Origin of the sequence: Neobacillus sp. YX16, assembly GCF_030123505.1 — a bacterium.
GTDB lineage: Bacteria > Bacillota > Bacilli > Bacillales > Cytobacillaceae > Neobacillus.
This window is the reverse complement of sequence record NZ_CP126115.1, coordinates 32,501-54,654: the sequence shown is the minus strand read 5'-3', so window position 1 is coordinate 54,654 and position 22,154 is coordinate 32,501. Positions and strand designations below refer to the sequence as shown.

The following is a 22,154-nucleotide window of genomic DNA, read 5'->3' as shown; positions in this document are numbered from 1 at the left end:
CGTTATTGATCAATCATTGCAGGCAGTTTCACTTAAATTCCGTTCTATTTCTTCATTGTCTTTTGATAATCTTTATAAGCTTTGTTAACTAAGTCTAAATATTTATCCATACCCTTAGCATTTAATTCAGAAACATAAGCATCCCATTCAGATAATGGACGTGAGCCTAAAATGAACTCAGCAGTATTTTGTCTTACCGTATCCATTAATGGAGTAGCAAGAAGTGTTGCTTGTTCCTGATCCAATGCTTCCATTGGATAAGGAGGATTTACTGGTGCTGCTTTCTTGGTTGCGTGCATTTCATCCTGGAATTTAACTTCTTCTTCGCTCATTGTGGATTGAAGTAAGTCAGTTGTTCCGCCATAAGCAAATGTACCAGTTCCCATTCCAAAGTCCACACGTAAATCTTTCTTTCCAGCCGGATTTAAACCTAGGAAGTTAATATCTGAAGTAAGGACGCGTTTACCATTTTCCTTCGTATAGGTTGTTCCTTCAACGCCCCATTTAGCTAGTTCTTGTCCTTCATCGCTATACCATAACCAGTCAACAAATTGAAGTAAAGCAATAAAATTCGGATCATCCTTTGCTTTCGCATTGATCATAATACCGTTTTCCAATCTTGAACCAGCCATAACTTGACCTTCTGGTCCACCAGGTACAGGAATTTTTGCAATAGAGAAGTTCCCTTCCCCAAGTTCTTTATTCATTGTATCGCGCATAACTACAAGTTCTTGAGAGTTTGTACTAATAACAAATGATTTACCAGATACGAACTTTTGTTTGGCTGTTTCATCTGTTTGTGATAAGCTTTCTTTGTCCATCAAACCTTTTTCAATCAATTCATTGAAGTAGGTAAGCATCTCTTTGTATTCTTTTGTTGCACCTGCATAAACAAACTTTTCCTTATCTTGGTCAAATGTAATATAGTTTTGTGTACCAAATCCACCAACAGTTCCGAAAGATGCAGCTGCGTAGTTCAATAATGCACCTAACGCTCCACCGTTTCCTGTTGTGCTCCAGCGATCAGAGAATGGAGTAACATCAGGATAAATTTCCTTTAATTTCTTTAATGCAGTTTCGAATTCGTCCCACGTTTTAGGAATCGCAATATTATTCTTTTCGAAAATATCTGTTCTAACAGCTAAAGTGTAATCTGGCCAAACTTCTTCATGTAAACCAGGAAGTAGATAATATTTTCCATCAGCTTGTCTTAAATTATCGATTTCAGCTTGTAGGTCCCATTTTTCTACCTTATCTAAAAAGTTAGGCATATGTTCTACATAATCACTAATTGGTAATATTGCACCAGAAGCAACAAATGGAGTTTCTTGACCCGGATACGTTTTAGGGATGATTAACGGGGCATCCCCAGAACTAATCAATAAGCTTCTTTTTTGGTTGTAATCACTCATTGGAACAATTGTTTTTTCAAAGCTAACATTGGTTCTCTTCGTGATTTCACTCCATAGTAGCCAATCCTCTTTATGTGCATACCATGCAGCATCTTGATACATCGTTGAAAATGTAACTGGTTCTTTTGCTTTAAATGTTTTTCCCACTTCATAATCTTTCATGGCTACGCCCTCTACCTTAGAAGAAGAAGAGTCCTTTGAACTTGTGCTGCTTTCTTTACTGCTGCAGGCACCCAATAAACTACCGATAGCAGTAACAATCGCAACTAAAAATACTAACTTCTTTAAAACCTTTGCCATTGCAATTTTCCCCCGTTTTTCATTTTAGAAGTTTTATAATGAACTTATTTTTATAAGTTGCATCCAAATTATTGTTTTACCGATCCAAGCATGATACCGGAAACAAAGTATTTCTGAACAAATGGATAAACACATAATATCGGCAAGACCGTTAAGACCATCGTTACTGCCTTGATATTGGCAGCAATTTGAGTTAAATCATCCGCAGAAGTAGCACCAGCCGATTGACCTGTTGTTGCTCCTGCCAAAAGATTTCTCAAGTAAAGGGTAACCGGATACATCTCAGACTTATCTAAATATAGGAATGCTCCGAACCAGGAATTCCAGCTTCCTACCGCATAGAACAAGAACATTGTAGCCAAAATCGGTTTTGATAACGGTAAGATGATTTTTAAAAATGTTCCATACGTAGAGGATCCGTCAATCGATGCTGCTTCTTCAAGTTCCTCAGGCATTCCCTCGAAAAATGATTTCATGATCAACATATTAAAAATACTGATGGCACCAGGGATTACGATTGCCCAAATTGAATTTGTCCATCCAAGTTGTTTAATAAGGATATAGTTCGGAATCAATCCTCCATGGAAAAACATCGTGAACACGGCAAAGGATGTAAAGAACTTACGACCCATCAGCCGCTTTTTCGATAATACATAGGCAAACATGGTTGTCATTACCATGGAGATCACTGTTCCAACAACTGTGTAAATAATTGTATTTTTATAACTTGTCCAAAAGGTCGTGTCGTGCAGAATCGTCTTATAGGTTTCGACGTTAAAACCCTTTGGTATCAAGTTTACCTTTCCTGCGTTAATTTCTGCCTGACCGCTGAATGACTGGGCAACAACATTCAAAAAGGGAAATAATGTTATATAAACCACAAGCAATAATATAATGACATTAATTACTCTAAATACTTTGTACTGTACGGACTCTTTCATCATCCAATCCTCCCTTACCACAATCCATTATCAGTGAATTTCTTTGAAAAATAATTGGCAGAATAGACTAAAACCAATCCAATTATTGCTTCAAATAAACCAATTGCGGTAGCATAACTGAAATTGCTGGATTGTAAACCTACCCGGAAAAGATAAGTAGAAATAACATCCGAAGTTTCATAGTTTAATGGGTTATAAATTAGTAAGATCTTTTCAAATCCAACTGCCAACAAGTTTCCAATATTCAGGATAAGCAATACGATTATAGTTGGAAGAATTCCCGGTATAGTAATATGAATGGTTTGTTTCCATCTGTTGGCCCCATCCATCTTGGCAGCCTCGTATAATGATTCATCTATATTAGTTAGAGCAGCTAAATATAGAATGGCTCCCCACCCCATCGTTTGCCAAACCTCTGATGCGATATAAATTGGTCGAAACCATTTTGGGTCTTGCATAAAAAGAATCTGTTCCCCACCAAAGAATTGAATTAACGCATTGATCGCACCGTTTGAAGCTGATAATTGTAAAATCATTCCGCTTATAATAACCATTGATAGGAAGTGCGGCAAATAAGATGTAGTTTGAACAAACTTCTTAAATTTAGTAGATCTTATTTCATTCAATAATAAAGCGATAATAATCGGAGCTGGGAAAACAAAAAGTAATGTCAAGCTGCTCAACATAAGGGTATTATTAAATACATGCCAGAACGTTGCATCTTGTACAAACATTTTAAAGTAATGAAGACCAACCCATTCTTCACCAAAAATACTTCCCCCGGGCATGAATCTTCTAAAGGCAATAATATTACCTATCATCGGAATGTATTTGAAAATAACCAGATAAATAATTGGTAAAAGAAGGAAAGAGTATAATTGCCAATCTTTTCTAACCGATTTTAGTATTAGACTCCACTGACTTCTTTTCACCTTCGTAACACCAATCTCTTGCGGGGGGTGGGTCGAAACCTCGACAAGTGGTTTCATTTGGTTCGCCTCCTTATTTGTTTTTTTATTTCTTTATGGCAACGAAACGGAATTCCTTAAATAACCTATTTTTGAAATGTTTTTAATTCGTAAATACATTGTTTGTTCATTCAATAAACTATGTAGGTTTATCTTAACACTGTAGTGCAAACGGTTTCAACTAAAATATTTTATTTTTCTAATAAGTTAAAAAATTAGGAAATAATGACTACTTGTAATACAGTTAAATTACTTGAAATAATGGTTTTTCCGGAATATAAAAAACTGGAAGATAAGGTAATGTTGATTTCAGCCAATCAGCTAAATTCTTCATTCCAGATTCTTCACTTTCAGAATGCCCCAGGACAATTAAAGCCTTTTGCTTTCCTTGGTGTATAGCATCTCGAACATACTCTGGCGTTTCCCATTCTGGTCCTTCACCATAAATTATTAAATCAAGTTTTTCCTTTTCAAATAGCGGAATGGACAAATTACCTCCGCCTCTATATCCTGCTAACAACCCGATTCGCGTGCATCGTAAAGATACATTTCCTACAACTCTAACAAAGCTAATGTCCAGCCTCCTTTTAATGTATTCAGCAATTTCCCTTACGGACATTGATGGGAGAGAAAGAACAGATGCAGCCGTCTGATGTTTTTCTACATAGGACTGCCATTCCAAAGCTTGAATTAATCCTGCTGTTATGCCGTCAGGCCGATATCGATGTATATAATCATGAAGTCGAAAAATGGCAATTCCAGACTCTTCGATAAGTCTGCGCTTTTCTTGATAGACCAAGTCATTTTCTATCGCATCTGTATTATCATGGTGGCTATAAAATAAACCTTCATGGGTGATGAGCAGATTTGCCCCCATGGCTATTGCCTGCTGTATCACTTGATATGTTGGCATAAAAGCAGTGACAATACCTTTGACTTCCATATCTGGATTCCCCCACTTTAGGGTGTCCACCGTGTTTTGAAGCCTCTCGACTGGTTCCATTAATAGATCAATTACATTTTTAACAGTTACCGTCATTTCTTTTTTCATTCCTTTCAAAGGAAAAGATTAAAAATATATTTAAGCTGTATTTTCCTTAAAAGAGTAACTTTAACTATAAAATTAAGTTACTCTTCTATCTAAAAAAAGTTGATTAACGATTAGCTCATTAAACAGAAGGAGAGGAGTGCTCAGCTGTTTCAACCCAGATTGCTTTTTCCTGTGCTTCAATACATAATTCCGCAGCTCTAAAGGTATGCTCTTGTGTCATCGCATTTTCAGTCCCATTCAAGCAGTCAAGGATAAATTCACCAAAGAATGGACAGCCGACTTTTCCAGATAATTGATAATGTTTTTCTCCTTGATGATTGACCAAATATAATTGATCACCACGAGAATCCCTGGCAATATCAATATACTTCCGAACTTCAATATAGCCATCCGTTCCTAAGATGGTGACACGTCCATCTCCCCATGTCCCAAGACCATCTGGTGTAAACCAATCGACACGAAAGTAGAAGGTTGCACCATTATCAGCGACCAGTGTCGCATCCCCAAAGTCCTGGAACTTTGGATATTGTTTGAAATGATAATTTCCTATCTTACTATGCAGCACCTTTGCATCCTTGGCACCGGCAAAGTGTAAAAACTGTTCAATTTGATGACTTCCAATATCGCAAAGAATTCCACCATAATATTCGGGATCAAAAAACCAATCCGGCCTGCTCTTAGGGTTGGCACGATGCGGGCCAGTACCAATGACTTGAATGACTCTGCCAATCGCTCCCTCCTCGATCAATTGACCAGCAAAAATGGAGCTTTCGGAGTGCAAACGTTCACCGTAATAAATTCCCCATCTTAAACCGGTCTCAGCTACCTTTTGTCTCGCCCTTTTCACCTGATCCATTGTCGTAAACGCAGGCTTATCAGTAAAATAATGTTTTCCATGATCGAGTACGCGAAGACCCAATGGTCCGCGGTCACATGGAATATTTGCACTGGCAACAAGCTTAATTTCCGGATTGGTTAGAATTTCTTCTTCAGAAAAGGCAACCTCAACTTCAGGATATCTTTTTTTAAATCCTTCCACTTTTTTTGGATCTGGATCATAAACCGCAACTAATTGACCGCCTGCTTCTATTAAGCCATTACACATCCCGTATATATGACCATGGTCAAGACCAATTGCCGCAAATTTAAATACTCCTGGTTCAACAACTACAGTTTTCACCAATCCTTTGGGTGCATAATTCATTCCATCAGTTCTGTCCATATTTTGTGCCCCCTCTTAATAATTTCCGCCGAGTGTGATCGGATTTTCTGTAAAGTTCTCCACATGCTTCTGTTTTACATAAAAATGAACAGCATTATTTAAGACACCCTCTCTAGTGTAAAAAGGGCTGTTTTCATTTAGCGGCAGCTTTACATTTTGTCCTAGACTAGCAGATTGATAGATAGCTGTTATTAATTCCACGGTTTTTCTTCCTTCAATGCCATCAACAAGAACTTTCCTTTTCCCTTCAATTGCGGATAATACATCCTCAACTTGTGCTGCATGACCCTCAAACTCGAGATTTTTTACTTGTTCATAAGCTTCATTCAGCTTGGACTCTAGCTCCTCATCCTTTACAGGAAAACCATTCGGTTGGGATTTGGATGCTTTCACTTTCCATGGTACAGACACACGGGCATTTTTCCCTTGGAAAATCAATTGCTGTTCTTCACCATGGTGGACAACAGAGCTTGTTATTTGCGCTAAACTTCCATTTGGATAACGGCAAATGGCTATGGATAAGTCCTCAACCTCAGCATTATCATGGGAGGTATTTGTTGCGACGGCAGTTACTTCAGCTGGCATTCCATTCATCCAGTGGAAAATATCAATATGATGCACAGCATGATTTAAAGTACATCCGCCCCCTTCTTTTTCCCATGTTCCACGCCACCATAAATCGTAATAACAATGTCCTCTCCACCAGAACGAATCTACCTGTGTATGAACAATCGGTCCCATAAGTTTTGTATCAAGGACAGCCTTTAGCTTCATCATTGGATTGGTAAAGCGGTTCTGAGAAATAATTGATAAAATCTTCCCACTGCTTTTTTGTGCTAGATTCATAGCATCACATTCTTCTAAAGAAGAAGCCATTGGTTTTTCTACAACAACATGTTTCCCTGCATGAAGACAAGCAATCGCTAGTTCTGCATGAGTATAAGGAGGAGTACAAACTGACACTAACTGGATGTCGGAAATCTTTAACATCTCTCTATAATCGCTGTAAACTTCAACATCGAGGTTAAAATTAGCTGCCATTTTTTCAGCTTTTTCCGGATAAATGTCGCAGATAGCGACAATCTTACATCTATCATGAAATTGCTCATAGGCTTTTATATGTGCAGTTGCAATCGCTCCTACACCAATTATCGCAACATTGATCATTCTCGTCCCACCTTTTAACGATTTATAATGCTTTTATACTCCTGAATAAGCCATAAACCCGCCATCCACTGGGACACTTATTCCAGTGACAAATCCGCTGGCTTCTTTGTCAACAAGCCATAATAAGGTACCTAGTAAATCTTCTGGTTTTCCTAATCTTCTCATTGGAGTACCTGCTAGAATTTTGTTAGTTCTTTCTGTATTTGTTCCATCTGGGTTCGTCAAAAGCGCCCGGTTTTGTTCTGTTAAAAAGAAACCAGGTGCAATTGCATTTATCCGTAGTCCAGCTTCGGCAAAATGAACCGATAGCCATTTTGTAAAATTCTCAATCGCTGATTTCGCCGCACTATAAGCCGGCACCTTTGTCATCGGACTTGGGGCACTCATGGATGAGATATTAATTATGGTCCCTTGGTTATCAATCATGTTTTTTGCAAATATTTGTGTAGGAATAAGTGTTCCAATAAAATTTAAATTGAAGACAAATCCAAATCCCTCAGGCGTCATATCAAAAAAGGTTGTTAACTCATCACGGATAAGATCATTTTTTTCAAAGACTTCTTTTGTTGTGATTCCATTAGGATGATTGCCACCGGCGCCATTGATTAATACATCACAGCTGCCATACTCAGCAGAGACTATTTCCTCCGCTCGTTTCACACTTTCAACACTTAATACATCACATTCAATTGCGAGTGCCTCTCCGCCTGCTGCCTTGATTTCACCTACAACCTTTACAGCCTTCTCATAGGTACGATTTAAAATAGCCACTTTCATACCCTGTCTTCCCAATTCTCTGGCCATACAGCCGCATAAAACTCCACCGCCGCCTGTAACAACGGCCACTTTTCCCTTTAAATTTTGATTTAATGGTAACATTCAGTTATCTCCCTTCTCATTGTCTTAATTGATAATCAGCAAAACTGGCATAACCCTGTTATCTCTTCTCAATTAATCTTCTGTTATAAAAATTGGACAACCTTCCAGAAGGAGTCTTTAGGTTGATGATTTTCGTCAAAAAGAAACGGCCAATTTTTTCTTCCTTTAACAGGAAAATTACTTAACCAAGAATAATCATCAGCAGCGCCCCAAAATGTTACAGAAGTGATAGAGTCTTGATATTCTCTAAGCAAATGAAATACTTGATGATATCTTTCGGCCTGCAATTCTAACATTTCAGGAGTTGGCTCCATAAGGTCAGCCCGCTTATCTCCAAAATTGAAAACGGATACATCCAACTCTGTAAGATGTAGCTTAAGACCAAGAGATGCATAACGTTCAATTGCTGTACGAATATCCTTTAGACTTGGATTTACTAAATTCCAATGAGCTTGGAGCCCCACACCGTGAATTGGAACATCCTTATCAACTAATGATTTGACAAGCTTATAGATTTTTTCACGCTTCTGTGGGTCGGACTCATTATAATCATTGTAAAAAAATAGAGCATCCGGGTCAGCCGCATGGGCAAATTCAAATGCCTTTTCGATATAATCCTCACCGATGATTTCTAACCATTTTGTCTCCCTAAATAACTCGGGGCCTTCGTCTTTAATGGCTTCATTAACTACATCCCAGCAGTAGATTTGGCCTTTGTATCGTTGCACTACGGTTGTAATATGCTCCTTCCTACGGTGTAACAATTGATCCCTTGTAACCATTTCCCCATTTGAATCCTGAAAAACCCAAGCAGGAGTTTGATTGTGCCAAACCAGTGTGTGCCCGCGCATCTTCATTCGATTTTCTCTTGCAAACGCTGCTAATGTATCGGCCTTTCCAAAAGTAAAATGACCCTCTTCCGGCTGTAAACGTTCAAATTTCATATCATTCTCGGCTGTAATACTATTAAAATGTGTAGCTAATAAGTCCTGTTGTGACTCAATTGTTCGAGGATTAACGGCTGCACCAATGTTAAAATATTTTTCATAAACCTTCTGTAGTGAAGGGATCTCAACTCTTGTTTTCGTCGTCATTTATACATCTCCTCATTAACATTTTGGATGTTCTGATACACGATACACAATACCCCCAAGGAGTATATGACCTAAGGGGGTGCTTTTTATCAACTACTTTTCTTATTAAGTCTATTATTTAATAAGAAGTTATTAAGCTATCGTCCAACCCAATATATGTATCCGTTTCATCCTTAACAGGAATAAATTCAATCAGTGTGACCTCATTTTTCTTTAAGGTAGCTTGGAAAGTAATTTTTCCATTTTCAGTCTTAAGTTTTGATGTTCGAATAAGCGGTATTGCTGCTTGTTGTAGTGTTTTCACACTAGCTTTATCAGGAAATCTCGGACGCCCCATTTGCTTCCATACTTTCCACGGGTTAGCGTTGTTTTCATCAACCGTTTGGCGTTTAACAAAAATATCAGCATGGGTTACTGGTAATTCAAATTCTACTTCCTTTTCATACCCTTCTCCTTTGTCCATGACTAAATTCCAAGCAAGAAGTGCAATGGTACCATCCGGTCTCCTTGTAATTAATGTGCTATCGTCGCGATAAAGCTGCTCTTTCCCCATCGAATTAAAGAAAGAAAACAGATGGAAAGTCGGTTTAGCTATGCCATTTAACGCTATCATTCCAAAACCGCCGTGGAACTGCGCCTTTGGCACACCTGCCTCTTCAAACACATCACTAAATGTCCAATAGGAAAAAGAATCAACATAGTCTCCGCCCTCACTAAGAATTCGAGCTAAGTAGGCTGCGTTTAACACCGTGTCATGAACAGGATTAATTGGGCTGTAGGATGTGTTATACTCCGTTATATGAAATGGAAGATGCGGAAATGCAGATTCATTGATTAAGCCTCGTACCGACTTGAATTCCTCTAGCATTTTTGTGTTTTCCACTAATTCTTGATAATAATAATCAAAGGTTACTTTGTTAGGCTGCTGAGAGGTATAGGCGTGCCTCGAGACAAAGTCCACAGGTACCTTTTCCTTCTCACAAAAATTTAAGAAATCGACAATCCATTCGTCAGCACCACCGCAAATTGCTGGACCACCGACCTGAAGGTCAGGATGAACTGCCTTTACGGCATTTGCACTTACTTTATATAATTTAAAATACTCCTGTTTATCGGCATCTTTCCAAAAGTTTACTAGATTCGGTTCATTCCATATCTCAAATGGCCATTTTAATACTTCCTCAATCCCGTAACGTTCCACAAAATGAGAAACAACCGCCTTGATTAAGTCTGACCATTTTTCATAATCCTTAGGAGGGGTAACATTTCCTTTCCAATCAAAAATGGTCTGCTCTCCCGAAGCTAAGAGGTTTGGCATGAAGCCTATTTCTACAAATGGACGAATGCCTAATTCCAAATACGAATCAAAAATTCGATTGATATAAGTAAAGTTGTAGAAAGGGCGGATTTCTCCGTCAACTTCTATTTCACGGTAAATGGCGACATCATCATGCAGCAAACCATGTCCTCGGATGTAATCGAATCCAATCGCCTCTTTTGCTATTTTTAGATGCTCCAAGTATTCCTTTTGTAGCGCTAGTCCAAGCCTGCCTGTCCCAACACAAAACTTCCAGTTCTTTTTGAAATGGACAGGTGAATTTTCGTTTACAACTATTTTAATCATGCGTTCCTCCCGATTCATATAGAAAGATAACCCCACTAATTACTTTCTATATTCCTTTAATTGGTCATTCAGCACCTTTGTTTGTGTGTATACTTGTTGATATACATTAAAAAGCTTTGTATACGTTTCGACATTTTCTTTATTTGGATAAAAGATTTTGGCAGTCTGAATAAAGTGCTCAGCACATTCCTTTAAGGAAGAAAACCAACCGCAACCATATGCCGCTAACATAGCCGCACCCATTCCTGGACCTTGCTCACTTGTAAGCTTTTCAATTTTCGCATTAAAAATATCCGCTTGCATCTGCAGCCATGTGTCGTTTTTCGCTCCGCCACCAATTGAGATAATCGAATCAATCTTCTTACCGCTGCTTCTAAAAATATCAATTGATTCGTTTAAAGAGAACGTAATCCCTTCAAGAACCGCACGGGCAAAGTGCTTCCGCTCATGAGAAGCATCAACACCAATAAAGCTGCCGCGGATATTGGAATCTGCGTACGGTGTTCTTTCGCCAACAATATATGGCGTAAATAATAAGCCGTTGCTGCCTGCAGGTACTTCTTCTACCCCTGCTAAAAATTGATCAAATGCTTCTCCTTTGGCAAATGTATCTTTAAACCAGCTTAAGCTATAGCCAGCTGCAAGGGTCACACCCATTGTATAGTAAGTATTTTCCTCACTATGGTTAAAGTAGTGTACCTTTCCTTCAAAATCAAGATCATTTCTTCCTTCATAAGAAAGGACGACACCAGAAGTACCGATACTAGCTAGCGTTTTTCCATCTGCTAAAATACCGGAACCAATCGCTCCGCACGCATTGTCCGCACCGCCCGCGAATACCTTAGTAGCTTCTGATAATCCCGTTGCTTGGGCAAACTCAGCCGTAACCGTCCCAACAAACGCATGAGATTCTACTAATGGTGGACAGAAATCAGCTGAAAGACCGAATGCCTCTAACACTTCGCTGCTCCATTCACGTTCTGCAACGTTTAACAATAACGTTCCCGCGGCATCCGAGTACTCCATGTGGATATTTCCTGTAAGGTGATAACGAAGATAGTCTTTCGGAAGCACAAACACGCTGGCACGTTCAAAAGTCGAAGGTTCGTTTTCTTTCACCCAAAGAATTTTTGGCAGAGTAAAGCCTTCTAATGCTGGGTTTTTTGTTACAGCTAATAAACGCTCTTTGCCGACAACCTCGTAGATTTCCTGACATTGCTTTGTCGTTCTTGTGTCATTCCACAAAATTGCATTTCTTAATACTTCTTTGTTTTCATCTAGTAAAACTAGGCCGTGCATTTGTCCGGAGAAGCTGATGCCCTCGATATCGTTTACGTCTCCATTAAACTGCTGGATAAGTTCAGCTAAACCTGCTGTTGTTTTTTCCACCCATTCTTCTGGATTTTGCTCACTGTAACCTGATTTTTCAATAATAAGAGGATATGCTTTGGATACTTCCTGGCAAACTTCACCATTCTGATTAACGAGTAAGATCTTTACAGCGCTCGTTCCGAGGTCAACACCAATTACGTATTTCATTCTTTATCATCCTTTTCTAAAAAAAGTGCTGGAGTAATATGCTGCCAGCACTTTTTTCTTGATTAATAGATTAAACTGTTACACTTGAAAGTGTTTCTAGTAGATATTGGTTGATTAACGCTTTTAGGCGCTCTGTTCTGCCTGATGTATTTTTGATTTCTGTTAATCCAAGGGCATATGTTTCAAGCTCACGGAAGTTAGTTTTTCCTTCTATGATGTCTAAGCCAATACCTTTTGTATAGCTGCTGTAGCGCTCTTCGATGAAGCTATCAAGCACTTTATCTTCGATTAGTTTATTAGCGACTTTTAAGCCGATTGCAAATGCATCCATACCAGCAATGTGTGCATGGAATAGATCTTCTGCTTCGAATGAACCTCTTCTTACTTTTGCATCGAAGTTCAAGCCGCCTTTTCCTAAACCGCCATTTTTCAGAATTTCATACATAGCTAATGTGTTCGTGTAAAGGTCAGTTGGGAACTCATCTGTATCCCAGCCGAGTAATGTGTCACCTTGGTTAGCATCAACTGAACCAAGCATACCGTTAATGCGAGCTGTTCTTAACTCATGTTCGAATGTGTGGCCGGCTAAAGTAGCATGGTTTGCTTCAATATTGAACTTGAAGTAATCTGTTAGATCATATTTTTGTAAGAATGCCAGACCAGTAGCCACATCGAAATCATATTGGTGCTTTGTTGGCTCTTTTGGTTTTGGCTCGATTAGGAATGGAACATTCAAGCCGATTTCCTTCGCATAATCTACTGCCATATGGAAGAAGCGTGCTAAGTTATCTTGTTCAAGCTTCATATCGGTATTCAGAAGTGTCTCGTAACCTTCACGACCGCCCCAGAATACATAGTTTTCTGCGCCAAGCTCTTTCGCCACTTCTAAAGCTTTTTTCACTTTCGCTGCAGAGTAAGCAAACACATCTGCATTTGGAGAAGTTGCAGCACCGTGAACATAGCGTGGGTTAGAGAACATATTCGCTGTATTCCAAAGCAACTTAGTCTTGCTCGTTTTCATGTATTCTTTGATCATACCAATGATAACATCTTGGTTTTCGTTAGTTTCTTTTAATGTCCTTCCTTCAGGAGCAATGTCAACGTCATGGAATGCGAAGAAAGGAACATTTAATTTTTCAAAAAGTTCAAATGCTGCTTCCACACGTGCTTTTGCTAGATCTAAACCTTGATAGGCATTCCACGGACGGATAGCTGTACCTACACCAAACGGATCTGTACCGTCAGCATTAAATGTGTGCCAGTAAGCGACGGAGAAACGAAGGATTTCTTCCATTGTTTTTCCATTAATTTTTTCCTCGGGATTATAATACTTAAATGAAAATGGGTTTTTTGATGAAGCACCCTCAAATTGAATTTTATTTACGTTTTCGAAATAAGCCATGTGGTTATTCCTCCTAGTAGATTAATGGTTTCAGTTTAATAATGTAAATGCTTACAAAAGATTATTAATCTCTTAAACTAAAACATTTGCTTGATTAGATTATAGCACCGTAAACTTTGTTTGTCTATTCAATAAACTAAGATATTTTAAAAATTTTTTATTTGTATCGAATCACCTTTATTTGGCCAATTCCACAGTAATCATAACTACCCAATGGACTTTTGCCATTTAAATTGTTCCTTCCTTGATGAATTTATTAATAACTCATTTAGAAGGGTATCCTTAGTTTATTAAACACTCAGTTTCATGTTTGTATATTCAATGAACAAAGATTGTGGTAAAATAATACTACTGTCAAAAATAAGGAGCCTTATTAATGGAAACCATGTCATGGAACCAACAAATTGTAAAAAAAAATAATAAAGCACTCGTATTACAATTAATTATGGAAAAAGAACCAATCTCAAGGGCAGACATCGCTCAAGTATCTGGTCTACACAAAGCAACTGTTTCTTCTTTAGTAAATGAATTATTAGAAGAAGCACTTATTTTTGAATCTGGGCCAGGAGAATCAAGCGGCGGCCGACGCCCTGTAATCCTTCATTTCAATAAAGTTGCAGGATATGCAGTTGGCATTGATATCGGGGTAAACTATGTTTTATGTGTTTTGACAGATTTAAATGGCAATATTCTAATTGAAAAAAATCAATCTGTAAAACGAACCCCTTATCCTTCAATCATGGCCATCATTCAGAGTATGATTCAGTCGATTATCGATGAAATGCCCGCTAGCAGGTATGGAATAATCGGTATAGGAGTAGGTGTACCAGGAATTGTTAACAAACAGGGCTCTATCCTTCTTGCGCCAAACTTAGGATGGACCAATATTCAGTTAAAAAAGGACCTTGAGGAATTATTCCATGTACCTATCATCATTGAAAACGAAGCAAATGCTGGGGCTTTTGGTGAACAACAATTCGGTGCAGGTCAAGACTTCCAAAACATCGTTTATATCAGTGCTGGAATTGGTATCGGTGTCGGGATTATTTTAAACAAAGAATTGTATCAAGGCAAAAATGGATTTTCTGGTGAAATGGGACATATGATTATCGATCTCAATGGAAAGCCCTGTAGCTGTGGGAGCAGAGGATGTTGGGAAGCATATGCTTCTGAAAACGCACTGTTGGAGTTGGCTAACAGTGATTCGCTTGAGTCATTAATAGAATTAGCGGAAAACGGTGATGAAACCGCTCAGAGGCTTTTCGGAGAAATTGGAACTTACTTAGGGTATGGAATAAATAACATTATTAATACCTTTAACCCTGACCAGGTAATCCTGGGTAACCGATTAGCATTAGCAAGACAATGGATTGAGCAGCCCATTCGAACAACGATTGAAAACCATACACTCACGCACCACCAAAAAGAAATGCACTTAAATTTCCCAAAACTAGGAAAATATTCAACATCATTAGGTGTATCTGCTTTCGTTGTGGAGAAATTTATCAAAGAAGAAGTAAAATCTTAATAAATGTAATACACCCCTGCTCTTATTAAAGGAAGCAGGGGTGTTTATTTTCCATTATTAGTGTCATTAAAATAGGTTAGTTGTTTGGATATACAAAGTAACCAACTTCAGTTATAATGAAATTGAAAGTATCTAAACTAGCTATTGGAGAGATATGATAATGAAAAACTCAAAACCTAATGAACCTTTAGTTACGCACATTTATACTGCAGATCCTTCCGCACATGTCTTTGAAGGAAAGCTTTATATCTATCCTTCACATGACCTTGATCATGATGAACCTTCTAATGATAATGGTGACCAATATAAGATGGAAGATTACCATGTCCTATCCATGGATAATGTTAACTCTCCTGTTGTTGACCACGGGGAAGCGCTTCACGTAAAAAATGTTCCATGGGCATCTAAACAAATGTGGGCACCTGATGCAGCTTACAAAAACAACACGTATTATTTATTCTTCCCAGCAAGAGATAAAGATGGCATATTTAGAATTGGTGTCGCAACAAGCTCTAATCCTGCAGGCCCTTTTATACCAGAAGAAAATTACATACCTGGCAGCTTCAGCATCGACCCAGCTGTATTAGTGGATGAAGATTCAAAAGCCTATATTTATTTTGGCGGTCTTTGGGGAGGACAGTTAGAAAAATGGCAGACTGGAGCATTTATTTCAGATGCTGAGGGCCCAGCTCCGACAGAACCTGCAATAGGTCCGAGAGTAGCTGAATTAAGTGAAGATATGCTGACATTTAAAAGTGAACCGAAGGAAATCTCCATTATTGATGAAGATGGCAATCCGATTCTTGTAAGTGACGAAGATAGAAGATATTTTGAAGGACCATGGGTTCATAAATTCAAAGGCCTTTACTATTTGTCTTATTCTACGGGTACAACCCATAAAATTGTTTATGCGGTAAGTGAAAACCCACAGGGTCCATTTGTGTTCAAAGGAACCATTCTTACCCCTGTTATTGGCTGGACCACACATCATTCAATTGTAGAGTTTAACGATAAGTGGTACCTGTTCTATCACGATTGCTCGTTATCAGATGGAGTAAACCATAAGCGCTCTGTCAAATACACTGAACTTAATTATAACGAAGATGGAACGATTCAAACGATTGACCCTTACGGAGATAAATAAGCAGATTAAAGGCTGGTTTCATTATTGAAGCCAGCCTTTTTCATGTATACTAAGAACCTTGTTATTTCAGCCTACTTATTAATACTTCATTGATATCAGTCATAACTTTACCAATGTCTTGATTTGCATCTATTCTAACCATTCTTTCTGGGAACATCTTCAATACTTCTTCATACCCTTCCCGGACTTTAACATGGAAGTTTATTTCCTCTAAATCTAATCTGTTTATTTCTCTCCCTTTATTTTTTGCAATTCGATTTAAGCCTATTTGAGGATCCAAATCTAAGTACAAAGTTAAATCAGGCATTAATCCTTCAATTGCAAATTTATTTACCGAATAGACCTCATTGATACCTAACCCTCTTGCATATCCCTGATAGGCTAGGCTGCTATCGATAAATCGATCACATAATACAATATTGCCTTCATTAAGAGATGGTATTACCTTTTCTACTAAATGTTGTCTTCTTGCAGCAGCGTAAAGCAGGGCTTCTGTTCTACCATCCATTTTAATATTTTTTTTATCTAAAATAACTGAACGAATTTGTTCAGCTATATCAATTCCTCCAGGCTCTCTTGTGACAACTACCTTTTTTCCATTGCTTTCAATAGAATCTCGAATGAAATTTATTAAGGTTGATTTGCCAGATCCTTCGACTCCTTCGAGGGTAATGAAGTAACTCATATAAATTGCTCCAATCATTTTTTCATTTTAACTGCATGTTTTAACTACGTTAATTAACTTTTTATCTATCAAGGATCCTCCTTGAAATCTCGCTCCCATATCTATTAGTTGGATTAGCTGATTGACCCTTTCCTCTAGAATTAACTCCCCCATTAATAATAAGGGAATACCAGGCGGATATGGTGTAATTGTCTCGGCACATACATGCCCTGCAGCTTCTGTAATAGATATTGCTTCCATCTGAACATTTGATAACTTCTCATAAGGAATCGCCAGCTCAGATATCTTGCCAGAGCTAATTAGAAAGTCCTCTTCTACTGGATGATGTGGTAACTTCGCCAATAAGTTTTTCATTCTCCTGCTCACTTCTACTAGTGGATAGTCTTGATTTTCCTTCAATAAAGGAAGAACTAATAGCACATTATAGGGATCTGCCATTTCTGTATATATAGCTATCTCTTCTAATTTTTTTTGGAGTTCAAATCCGCTTAACTTTGATCTTGACTGTATAGTTACCTTTAATGTGTCCCCTTGTGAGTCAGGATAATCCAATACCTTAATGCTTTGAATCGTAGACAGCTCTTTTTTAAAACCTGCTATTTCTTTTTGTAAATATTCTATATCGCTTTGTTGGTAGGCTGCTAAATAACTTCTCGCTAGGTCAAGTGAAGCCATGATAACGTATGACGGACTGCTTGACTGTAACATTTGCAGGTACTCTTTGACTACGTCACTGTTAACCCGATGGCTGTTTATATGTAAATAGGATCCCATTGTCATGGCAGGAAGGGTTTTATGTGCTGATTGGACGACCATATCAGCTCCTAATTGAATGGCGGAAGCCGGGAATGGGTCTCCAATAATAAAATGAGGCCCATGTGCCTCATCTACTAATACAGGAATGTTATGAAGATGTGAAAGCTCTATAACACTTTTTAAATCATACACCATTCCATAGTAGTTCGGGTAGGTCAGGACAATCGCTTTTGCTTCTGAATAGAGGGAAATAGCTCTTTCAACTATTTCTTTGGAGACACCTGTTGCCGTCTTCCAATCCTGATTATATTCTGGCTCTAAAAATACCGGGCGTGCCTTTGCTAGTTTTAGGGCATTTAGGACTGACTTATGACAATTTCTTTGTACCAGGATAACGTCATCTTTTTTACAAACTGACAAGACCATGGCTAGATTTCCAACGGTAGATCCATTGACTAAGAAAAAGCTTTCCTTGGCCTGATAAAGTGCTGCTAAGAGGTCTTGTGCCTCCTTTATTGCACCTTCAGGGGAGTGCAAATCATCTAGACCAGATAATTCTGTGGCATCAATTTTTAATACTTCTTGAAATAAATTATATGATTGCTGGTGAAGAATAGCTCCCGACTTATGTCCAGGAACATGAAATGAAATTGGATTATTATTTTTGTGTGTATGTAGTGCTTCGTATAATGGAATTCGATTTTGTTTATTCATCGTCATACTCCTTATAAGTCTCATTCATTTTAACAAAAAACGACATTACCTACCTCATTTTAGGCAAAAAAATAAAGCCCAGATGGACTTTTTATGAAAAAATTTCAGGTGTTGTTATTTTTTTTAGTTGTTTTAGATAGTATTTATATTTTGGATCATGTGTTTCTGTTTGAATCAAGTCTTCTTCGCAGTCTGTACATATAAATGAAGTATATAGATGTATCCCTTTTTGTTTTTGATTTTCGCAAATTACGCATGTTTCCTGGTAATGATTATGCGCTAATGAACTCAACCACACCACCTCCATACACCTATTCTTCCCGATATTTCGGAATTGTATACAAAATTTAGAATTATCCTTAGCAGGGCATCCCTCGGTATATCTTATGTTGGTAATTTCATTTGGGTGTATGTCTAGTAACGATTTCTTGTAAAACACTTCGTACTTTTTTATAGTTGTTGATTAGGATGCTTGGCATTTAGGGTTGGGGGATGATTGGGGCTGTAGCTTCTATTCGTTACTGTTTTCTCTATAAATGCCGCCGTACGGGCATGAATAACTCCTATTCGTTACCGTTTTCTCGAAAAGTGTCGCCGCGCGGGCACGAATAACTCCTATTCGTTACCGTTTTCTTTAGATGTACCGCAGTGAGGGCACGAATCTTGATCCATCATTTTATTTACGACCTTTTGTCCTTTCGGATAGCACAAAAAAGCACAACCCTAATCAGGTTGTGCTTCGTTTGCCTGGCAACGTCCTACTCTCACAGGGACAAAGTCCCAACTACCATCGGAGCTGAGAAGCTTAACTTCCGTGTTCGGTATGGGAACGGGTGTGACCTTCTCGCCATTATTACCAGACTCAAAAAGAGTTGAGGTTTCATTCCCTCAAAACTAGATAATTTCAGAAGAAGTTTGTAAAACGAGTTCGCCTTTAAAAATTGGTTAAGTCCTCGAACGATTAGTATCAGTCAGCTCCACATGTTACCACGCTTCCACCTCTGACCTATCAACCTGATCATCTTTCAGGGTTCTTACTAGCTTGACGCTATGGGAAATCTCATCTTGAGGGGGGCTTCATGCTTAGATGCTTTCAGCACTTATCCCGTCCGCACATAGCTACCCAGCGATGCCTTTGGCAAGACAACTGGTACACCAGCGGTGCGTCCATCCCGGTCCTCTCGTACTAAGGACAGCTCCTCTCAAATTTCCTGCGCCCACGACGGATAGGGACCGAACTGTCTCACGACGTTCTGAACCCAGCTCGCGTACCGCTTTAATGGGCGAACAGCCCAACCCTTGGGACCGACTACAGCCCCAGGATGCGATGAGCCGACATCGAGGTGCCAAACCTCCCCGTCGATGTGGACTCTTGGGGGAGATAAGCCTGTTATCCCCGGGGTAGCTTTTATCCGTTGAGCGATGGCCCTTCCATGCGGAACCACCGGATCACTAAGCCCGACTTTCGTCCCTGCTCGACTTGTAGGTCTCGCAGTCAAGCTCCCTTGTGCCTTTACACTCTGCGAATGATTTCCAACCATTCTGAGGGAACCTTTGGGCGCCTCCGTTACTCTTTAGGAGGCGACCGCCCCAGTCAAACTGCCCACCTGACACTGTCTCCCACCCCGATAAGGGGTGCGGGTTAGAATTTCAATACAGCCAGGGTAGTATCCCACCGACGCCTCCACCGAAGCTAGCGCTCCGGTTTCTCAGGCTCCTACCTATCCTGTACAAGCTGTACCAAAATTCAATATCAGGCTACAGTAAAGCTCCACGGGGTCTTTCCGTCCTGTCGCGGGTAACCTGCATCTTCACAGGTACTATAATTTCACCGAGTCTCTCGTTGAGACAGTGCCCAGATCGTTACGCCTTTCGTGCGGGTCGGAACTTACCCGACAAGGAATTTCGCTACCTTAGGACCGTTATAGTTACGGCCGCCGTTTACTGGGGCTTCGATTCAGAGCTTCGCTTGCGCTAACCCCTCCTCTTAACCTTCCAGCACCGGGCAGGCGTCAGCCCCTATACTTCGCCTTGCGGCTTCGCAGAGACCTGTGTTTTTGCTAAACAGTCGCCTGGGCCTATTCACTGCGGCTCTTCGAGGCTATTCACCTCAAAAAGCACCCCTTCTCCCGAAGTTACGGGGTCATTTTGCCGAGTTCCTTAACGAGAGTTCTCTCGCACACCTTAGGATTCTCTCCTCGCCTACCTGTGTCGGTTTGCGGTACGGGCACCTTTTATCTCGCTAGAGGCTTTTCTTGGCAGTGTGGAATCAGGAACTTCGGTACTATATTTCCCTCGCCATCACAGCTCAGCCTTTACGGTAAGCGGATTTTCCTGCTTACCAGCCTAACTGCTTGGACGCGCATATCCAACAGCGCGCTTACCCTATCCTCCTGCGTCCCCCCATCACTCAAACGATAAAGAGGTGGTACAGGAATATCAACCTGTTGTCCATCGCCTACGCCTTTCGGCCTCGGCTTAGGTCCCGACTAACCCTGAGAGGACGAGCCTTCCTCAGGAAACCTTAGGCATACGGTGGACGGGATTCTCACCCGTCTTTCGCTACTCATACCGGCATTCTCACTTCTAAGCGCTCCACCAGTCCTTACGGTCTAGCTTCAACGCCCTTAGAACGCTCTCCTACCACTGACATCGTAGATGTCAATCCACAGCTTCGGTGTTACGTTTAGCCCCGGTACATTTTCGGCGCAGAGTCACTCGACCAGTGAGCTATTACGCACTCTTTAAATGGTGGCTGCTTCTAAGCCAACATCCTGGTTGTCTAAGCAACTCCACATCCTTTTCCACTTAACGTAAACTTTGGGACCTTAGCTGGTGGTCTGGGCTGTTTCCCTTTTGACTACGGATCTTATCACTCGCAGTCTGACTCCCACGGATAAGTCTTTGGCATTCGGAGTTTGTCTGAATTCGGTAACCCGATGAGGGCCCCTAGTCCAAACAGTGCTCTACCTCCAAGACTCTTACAACGTGAGGCTAGCCCTAAAGCTATTTCGGAGAGAACCAGCTATCTCCAAGTTCGATTGGAATTTCTCCGCTACCCACACCTCATCCCCGCACTTTTCAACGTGCGTGGGTTCGGGCCTCCATCCAGTGTTACCTGGACTTCACCCTGGACATGGGTAGATCACCTGGTTTCGGGTCTACGACCACATACTAAAATCGCCCTATTCAGACTCGCTTTCGCTGCGGCTCCGTCTCTTCAACTTAACCTTGCATGTAATCGTAACTCGCCGGTTCATTCTACAAAAGGCACGCTATCACCCATTAACGGGCTCTAACTACTTGTAGGCACACGGTTTCAGGATCTATTTCACTCCCCTTCCGGGGTGCTTTTCACCTTTCCCTCACGGTACTGGTTCACTATCGGTCACTAGGGAGTATTTAGCCTTGGGAGATGGTCCTCCCAGCTTCCGACCGGATTTCTCGTGTCCGGCCGTACTCAGGATCCACTCAGGAGGGAACGAAGTTTCAACTACAGGGTTTTTACCTTCTATGACGGGCCTTTCCAGACCGCTTCATCTACCCCGTTCCTTTGTAACTCCATGTTGAGTGTCCTACAACCCCAAGAGGCAAGCCTCTTGGTTTGGGCTATGTCCCGTTTCGCTCGCCGCTACTCAGGGAATCGCGTTTGCTTTCTCTTCCTCCGGGTACTTAGATGTTTCAGTTCCCCGGGTCTGCCTTCAATACCCTATGTATTCAGGTAAAGA

General features: G+C 40.1%; 16 protein-coding genes and 2 rRNA genes (1 of these 18 cut by a window edge). 2 read left to right on the top strand and 16 right to left on the bottom strand.

The features are described from left to right. Positions 1–44 precede the first annotated feature (44 nt). From QNH48_RS00250 to xylA, 11 genes are all read right to left on the bottom strand, one after another. The gene (locus QNH48_RS00250) at positions 45–1,712 is read right to left on the bottom strand and encodes an ABC transporter substrate-binding protein (protein ID WP_283953335.1); all 1,668 of its coding nucleotides are present in this window, start codon (positions 1,710–1,712) and stop codon (positions 45–47) included. A gap of 68 nt (positions 1,713–1,780) precedes the next feature. Further along, the gene (locus QNH48_RS00245) at positions 1,781–2,653 is read right to left on the bottom strand and encodes a carbohydrate ABC transporter permease (RefSeq protein ID WP_283955638.1); all 873 of its coding nucleotides are present in this window, start codon (positions 2,651–2,653) and stop codon (positions 1,781–1,783) included. Between the two features lie 14 nt (positions 2,654–2,667). Further along, positions 2,668–3,642 carry an ABC transporter permease gene (locus QNH48_RS00240; RefSeq protein WP_283953334.1) on the bottom strand — a complete coding sequence of 325 codons (975 nt, stop codon included), beginning with the start codon at positions 3,640–3,642 and terminating at the stop codon, positions 2,668–2,670. Between the two features lie 223 nt (positions 3,643–3,865). Next, a complete protein-coding gene (locus tag QNH48_RS00235; protein WP_283955637.1) occupies positions 3,866–4,660 on the bottom strand; it encodes a Nif3-like dinuclear metal center hexameric protein in 795 nt (264 codons plus the stop codon). A 130-nt stretch (positions 4,661–4,790) separates the two neighbouring features. After that, complete coding sequence (locus QNH48_RS00230) at positions 4,791–5,894, bottom strand: Gfo/Idh/MocA family protein (RefSeq protein WP_283953333.1); 1,104 nt, start codon at positions 5,892–5,894, stop codon at positions 4,791–4,793. A gap of 15 nt (positions 5,895–5,909) precedes the next feature. After that, complete coding sequence (locus tag QNH48_RS00225) at positions 5,910–7,061, bottom strand: Gfo/Idh/MocA family protein (protein WP_283953332.1); 1,152 nt, start codon at positions 7,059–7,061, stop codon at positions 5,910–5,912. Between the two features lie 33 nt (positions 7,062–7,094). Next, a complete protein-coding gene (locus QNH48_RS00220) occupies positions 7,095–7,940 on the bottom strand; it encodes an SDR family oxidoreductase (protein ID WP_283953331.1) in 846 nt (281 codons plus the stop codon). 83 nt (positions 7,941–8,023) lie between these two features. Continuing rightward, complete coding sequence (locus tag QNH48_RS00215) at positions 8,024–9,034, bottom strand: endo-1,4-beta-xylanase (RefSeq protein WP_283953330.1); 1,011 nt, start codon at positions 9,032–9,034, stop codon at positions 8,024–8,026. A gap of 118 nt (positions 9,035–9,152) precedes the next feature. Next, positions 9,153–10,658, bottom strand: coding sequence for a GH39 family glycosyl hydrolase (locus tag QNH48_RS00210; RefSeq protein WP_283953329.1), 1,506 nt, complete (start codon positions 10,656–10,658; stop codon positions 9,153–9,155). A 39-nt stretch (positions 10,659–10,697) separates the two neighbouring features. Further along, complete coding sequence (gene xylB / locus QNH48_RS00205; RefSeq protein ID WP_283953328.1) at positions 10,698–12,197, bottom strand: xylulokinase; 1,500 nt, start codon at positions 12,195–12,197, stop codon at positions 10,698–10,700. A gap of 70 nt (positions 12,198–12,267) precedes the next feature. Beyond that, positions 12,268–13,599 carry a xylose isomerase gene (gene xylA, locus QNH48_RS00200; RefSeq protein WP_283953327.1) on the bottom strand — a complete coding sequence of 444 codons (1,332 nt, stop codon included), beginning with the start codon at positions 13,597–13,599 and terminating at the stop codon, positions 12,268–12,270. A gap of 376 nt (positions 13,600–13,975) precedes the next feature. On the opposite strand from xylA, the gene QNH48_RS00195 reads away from it, so the two are divergent. Further along, complete coding sequence (locus QNH48_RS00195) at positions 13,976–15,127, top strand: ROK family transcriptional regulator (RefSeq protein ID WP_283953326.1); 1,152 nt, start codon at positions 13,976–13,978, stop codon at positions 15,125–15,127. A 154-nt stretch (positions 15,128–15,281) separates the two neighbouring features. Then, positions 15,282–16,271: a glycoside hydrolase family 43 protein gene (locus QNH48_RS00190; protein WP_283953325.1), complete on the top strand. Its 990-nt coding sequence runs from the start codon at positions 15,282–15,284 to the stop codon at positions 16,269–16,271. A 61-nt stretch (positions 16,272–16,332) separates the two neighbouring features. Here the strand turns inward: QNH48_RS00190 and tmk are convergent, their stop codons facing one another. From tmk to QNH48_RS00165, 5 genes are all read right to left on the bottom strand, one after another. Next, positions 16,333–16,956, bottom strand: a complete 624-nt coding sequence (gene tmk, locus QNH48_RS00185; RefSeq protein ID WP_283953324.1) for a dTMP kinase — start codon at positions 16,954–16,956, stop codon at positions 16,333–16,335. A 27-nt stretch (positions 16,957–16,983) separates the two neighbouring features. Next, positions 16,984–18,426 carry an aminotransferase class I/II-fold pyridoxal phosphate-dependent enzyme gene (locus QNH48_RS00180; protein ID WP_283953323.1) on the bottom strand — a complete coding sequence of 481 codons (1,443 nt, stop codon included), beginning with the start codon at positions 18,424–18,426 and terminating at the stop codon, positions 16,984–16,986. A gap of 91 nt (positions 18,427–18,517) precedes the next feature. Further along, on the bottom strand, positions 18,518–18,733 hold the full coding sequence (locus QNH48_RS00175; RefSeq protein ID WP_095250712.1) for a sigma factor G inhibitor Gin: 216 nt from the start codon (positions 18,731–18,733) through the stop codon (positions 18,518–18,520). A gap of 438 nt (positions 18,734–19,171) precedes the next feature. Further along, positions 19,172–19,287, bottom strand: a 5S ribosomal RNA gene (rrf, locus tag QNH48_RS00170). Positions 19,288–19,367: 80 nt separating this feature from the next. Continuing rightward, a 23S ribosomal RNA gene (locus tag QNH48_RS00165) occupies positions 19,368–22,154 on the bottom strand (it continues 150 nt past the right edge of the window).

Coding starts and splice junctions, on each gene's coding strand:
- QNH48_RS00250 (WP_283953335.1), bottom strand. CDS start 1,712: ATGGCAAAGGTTTTAAAGAAGTTAGTATTTTTAGTTGCGATTGTTACT.
- QNH48_RS00245 (WP_283955638.1), bottom strand. CDS start 2,653: ATGAAAGAGTCCGTACAGTACAAAGTATTTAGAGTAATTAATGTCATT.
- QNH48_RS00240 (WP_283953334.1), bottom strand. CDS start 3,642: ATGAAACCACTTGTCGAGGTTTCGACCCACCCCCCGCAAGAGATTGGT.
- QNH48_RS00235 (WP_283955637.1), bottom strand. CDS start 4,660: ATGACGGTAACTGTTAAAAATGTAATTGATCTATTAATGGAACCAGTC.
- QNH48_RS00230 (WP_283953333.1), bottom strand. CDS start 5,894: ATGGACAGAACTGATGGAATGAATTATGCACCCAAAGGATTGGTGAAA.
- QNH48_RS00225 (WP_283953332.1), bottom strand. CDS start 7,061: ATGATCAATGTTGCGATAATTGGTGTAGGAGCGATTGCAACTGCACAT.
- QNH48_RS00220 (WP_283953331.1), bottom strand. CDS start 7,940: ATGTTACCATTAAATCAAAATTTAAAGGGAAAAGTGGCCGTTGTTACA.
- QNH48_RS00215 (WP_283953330.1), bottom strand. CDS start 9,034: ATGACGACGAAAACAAGAGTTGAGATCCCTTCACTACAGAAGGTTTAT.
- QNH48_RS00210 (WP_283953329.1), bottom strand. CDS start 10,658: ATGATTAAAATAGTTGTAAACGAAAATTCACCTGTCCATTTCAAAAAG.
- xylB (WP_283953328.1), bottom strand. CDS start 12,197: ATGAAATACGTAATTGGTGTTGACCTCGGAACGAGCGCTGTAAAGATC.
- xylA (WP_283953327.1), bottom strand. CDS start 13,599: ATGGCTTATTTCGAAAACGTAAATAAAATTCAATTTGAGGGTGCTTCA.
- QNH48_RS00195 (WP_283953326.1), top strand. CDS start 13,976: ATGGAAACCATGTCATGGAACCAACAAATTGTAAAAAAAAATAATAAA.
- QNH48_RS00190 (WP_283953325.1), top strand. CDS start 15,282: ATGATAATGAAAAACTCAAAACCTAATGAACCTTTAGTTACGCACATT.
- tmk (WP_283953324.1), bottom strand. CDS start 16,956: ATGAGTTACTTCATTACCCTCGAAGGAGTCGAAGGATCTGGCAAATCA.
- QNH48_RS00180 (WP_283953323.1), bottom strand. CDS start 18,426: ATGAATAAACAAAATCGAATTCCATTATACGAAGCACTACATACACAC.
- QNH48_RS00175 (WP_095250712.1), bottom strand. CDS start 18,733: ATGGAGGTGGTGTGGTTGAGTTCATTAGCGCATAATCATTACCAGGAA.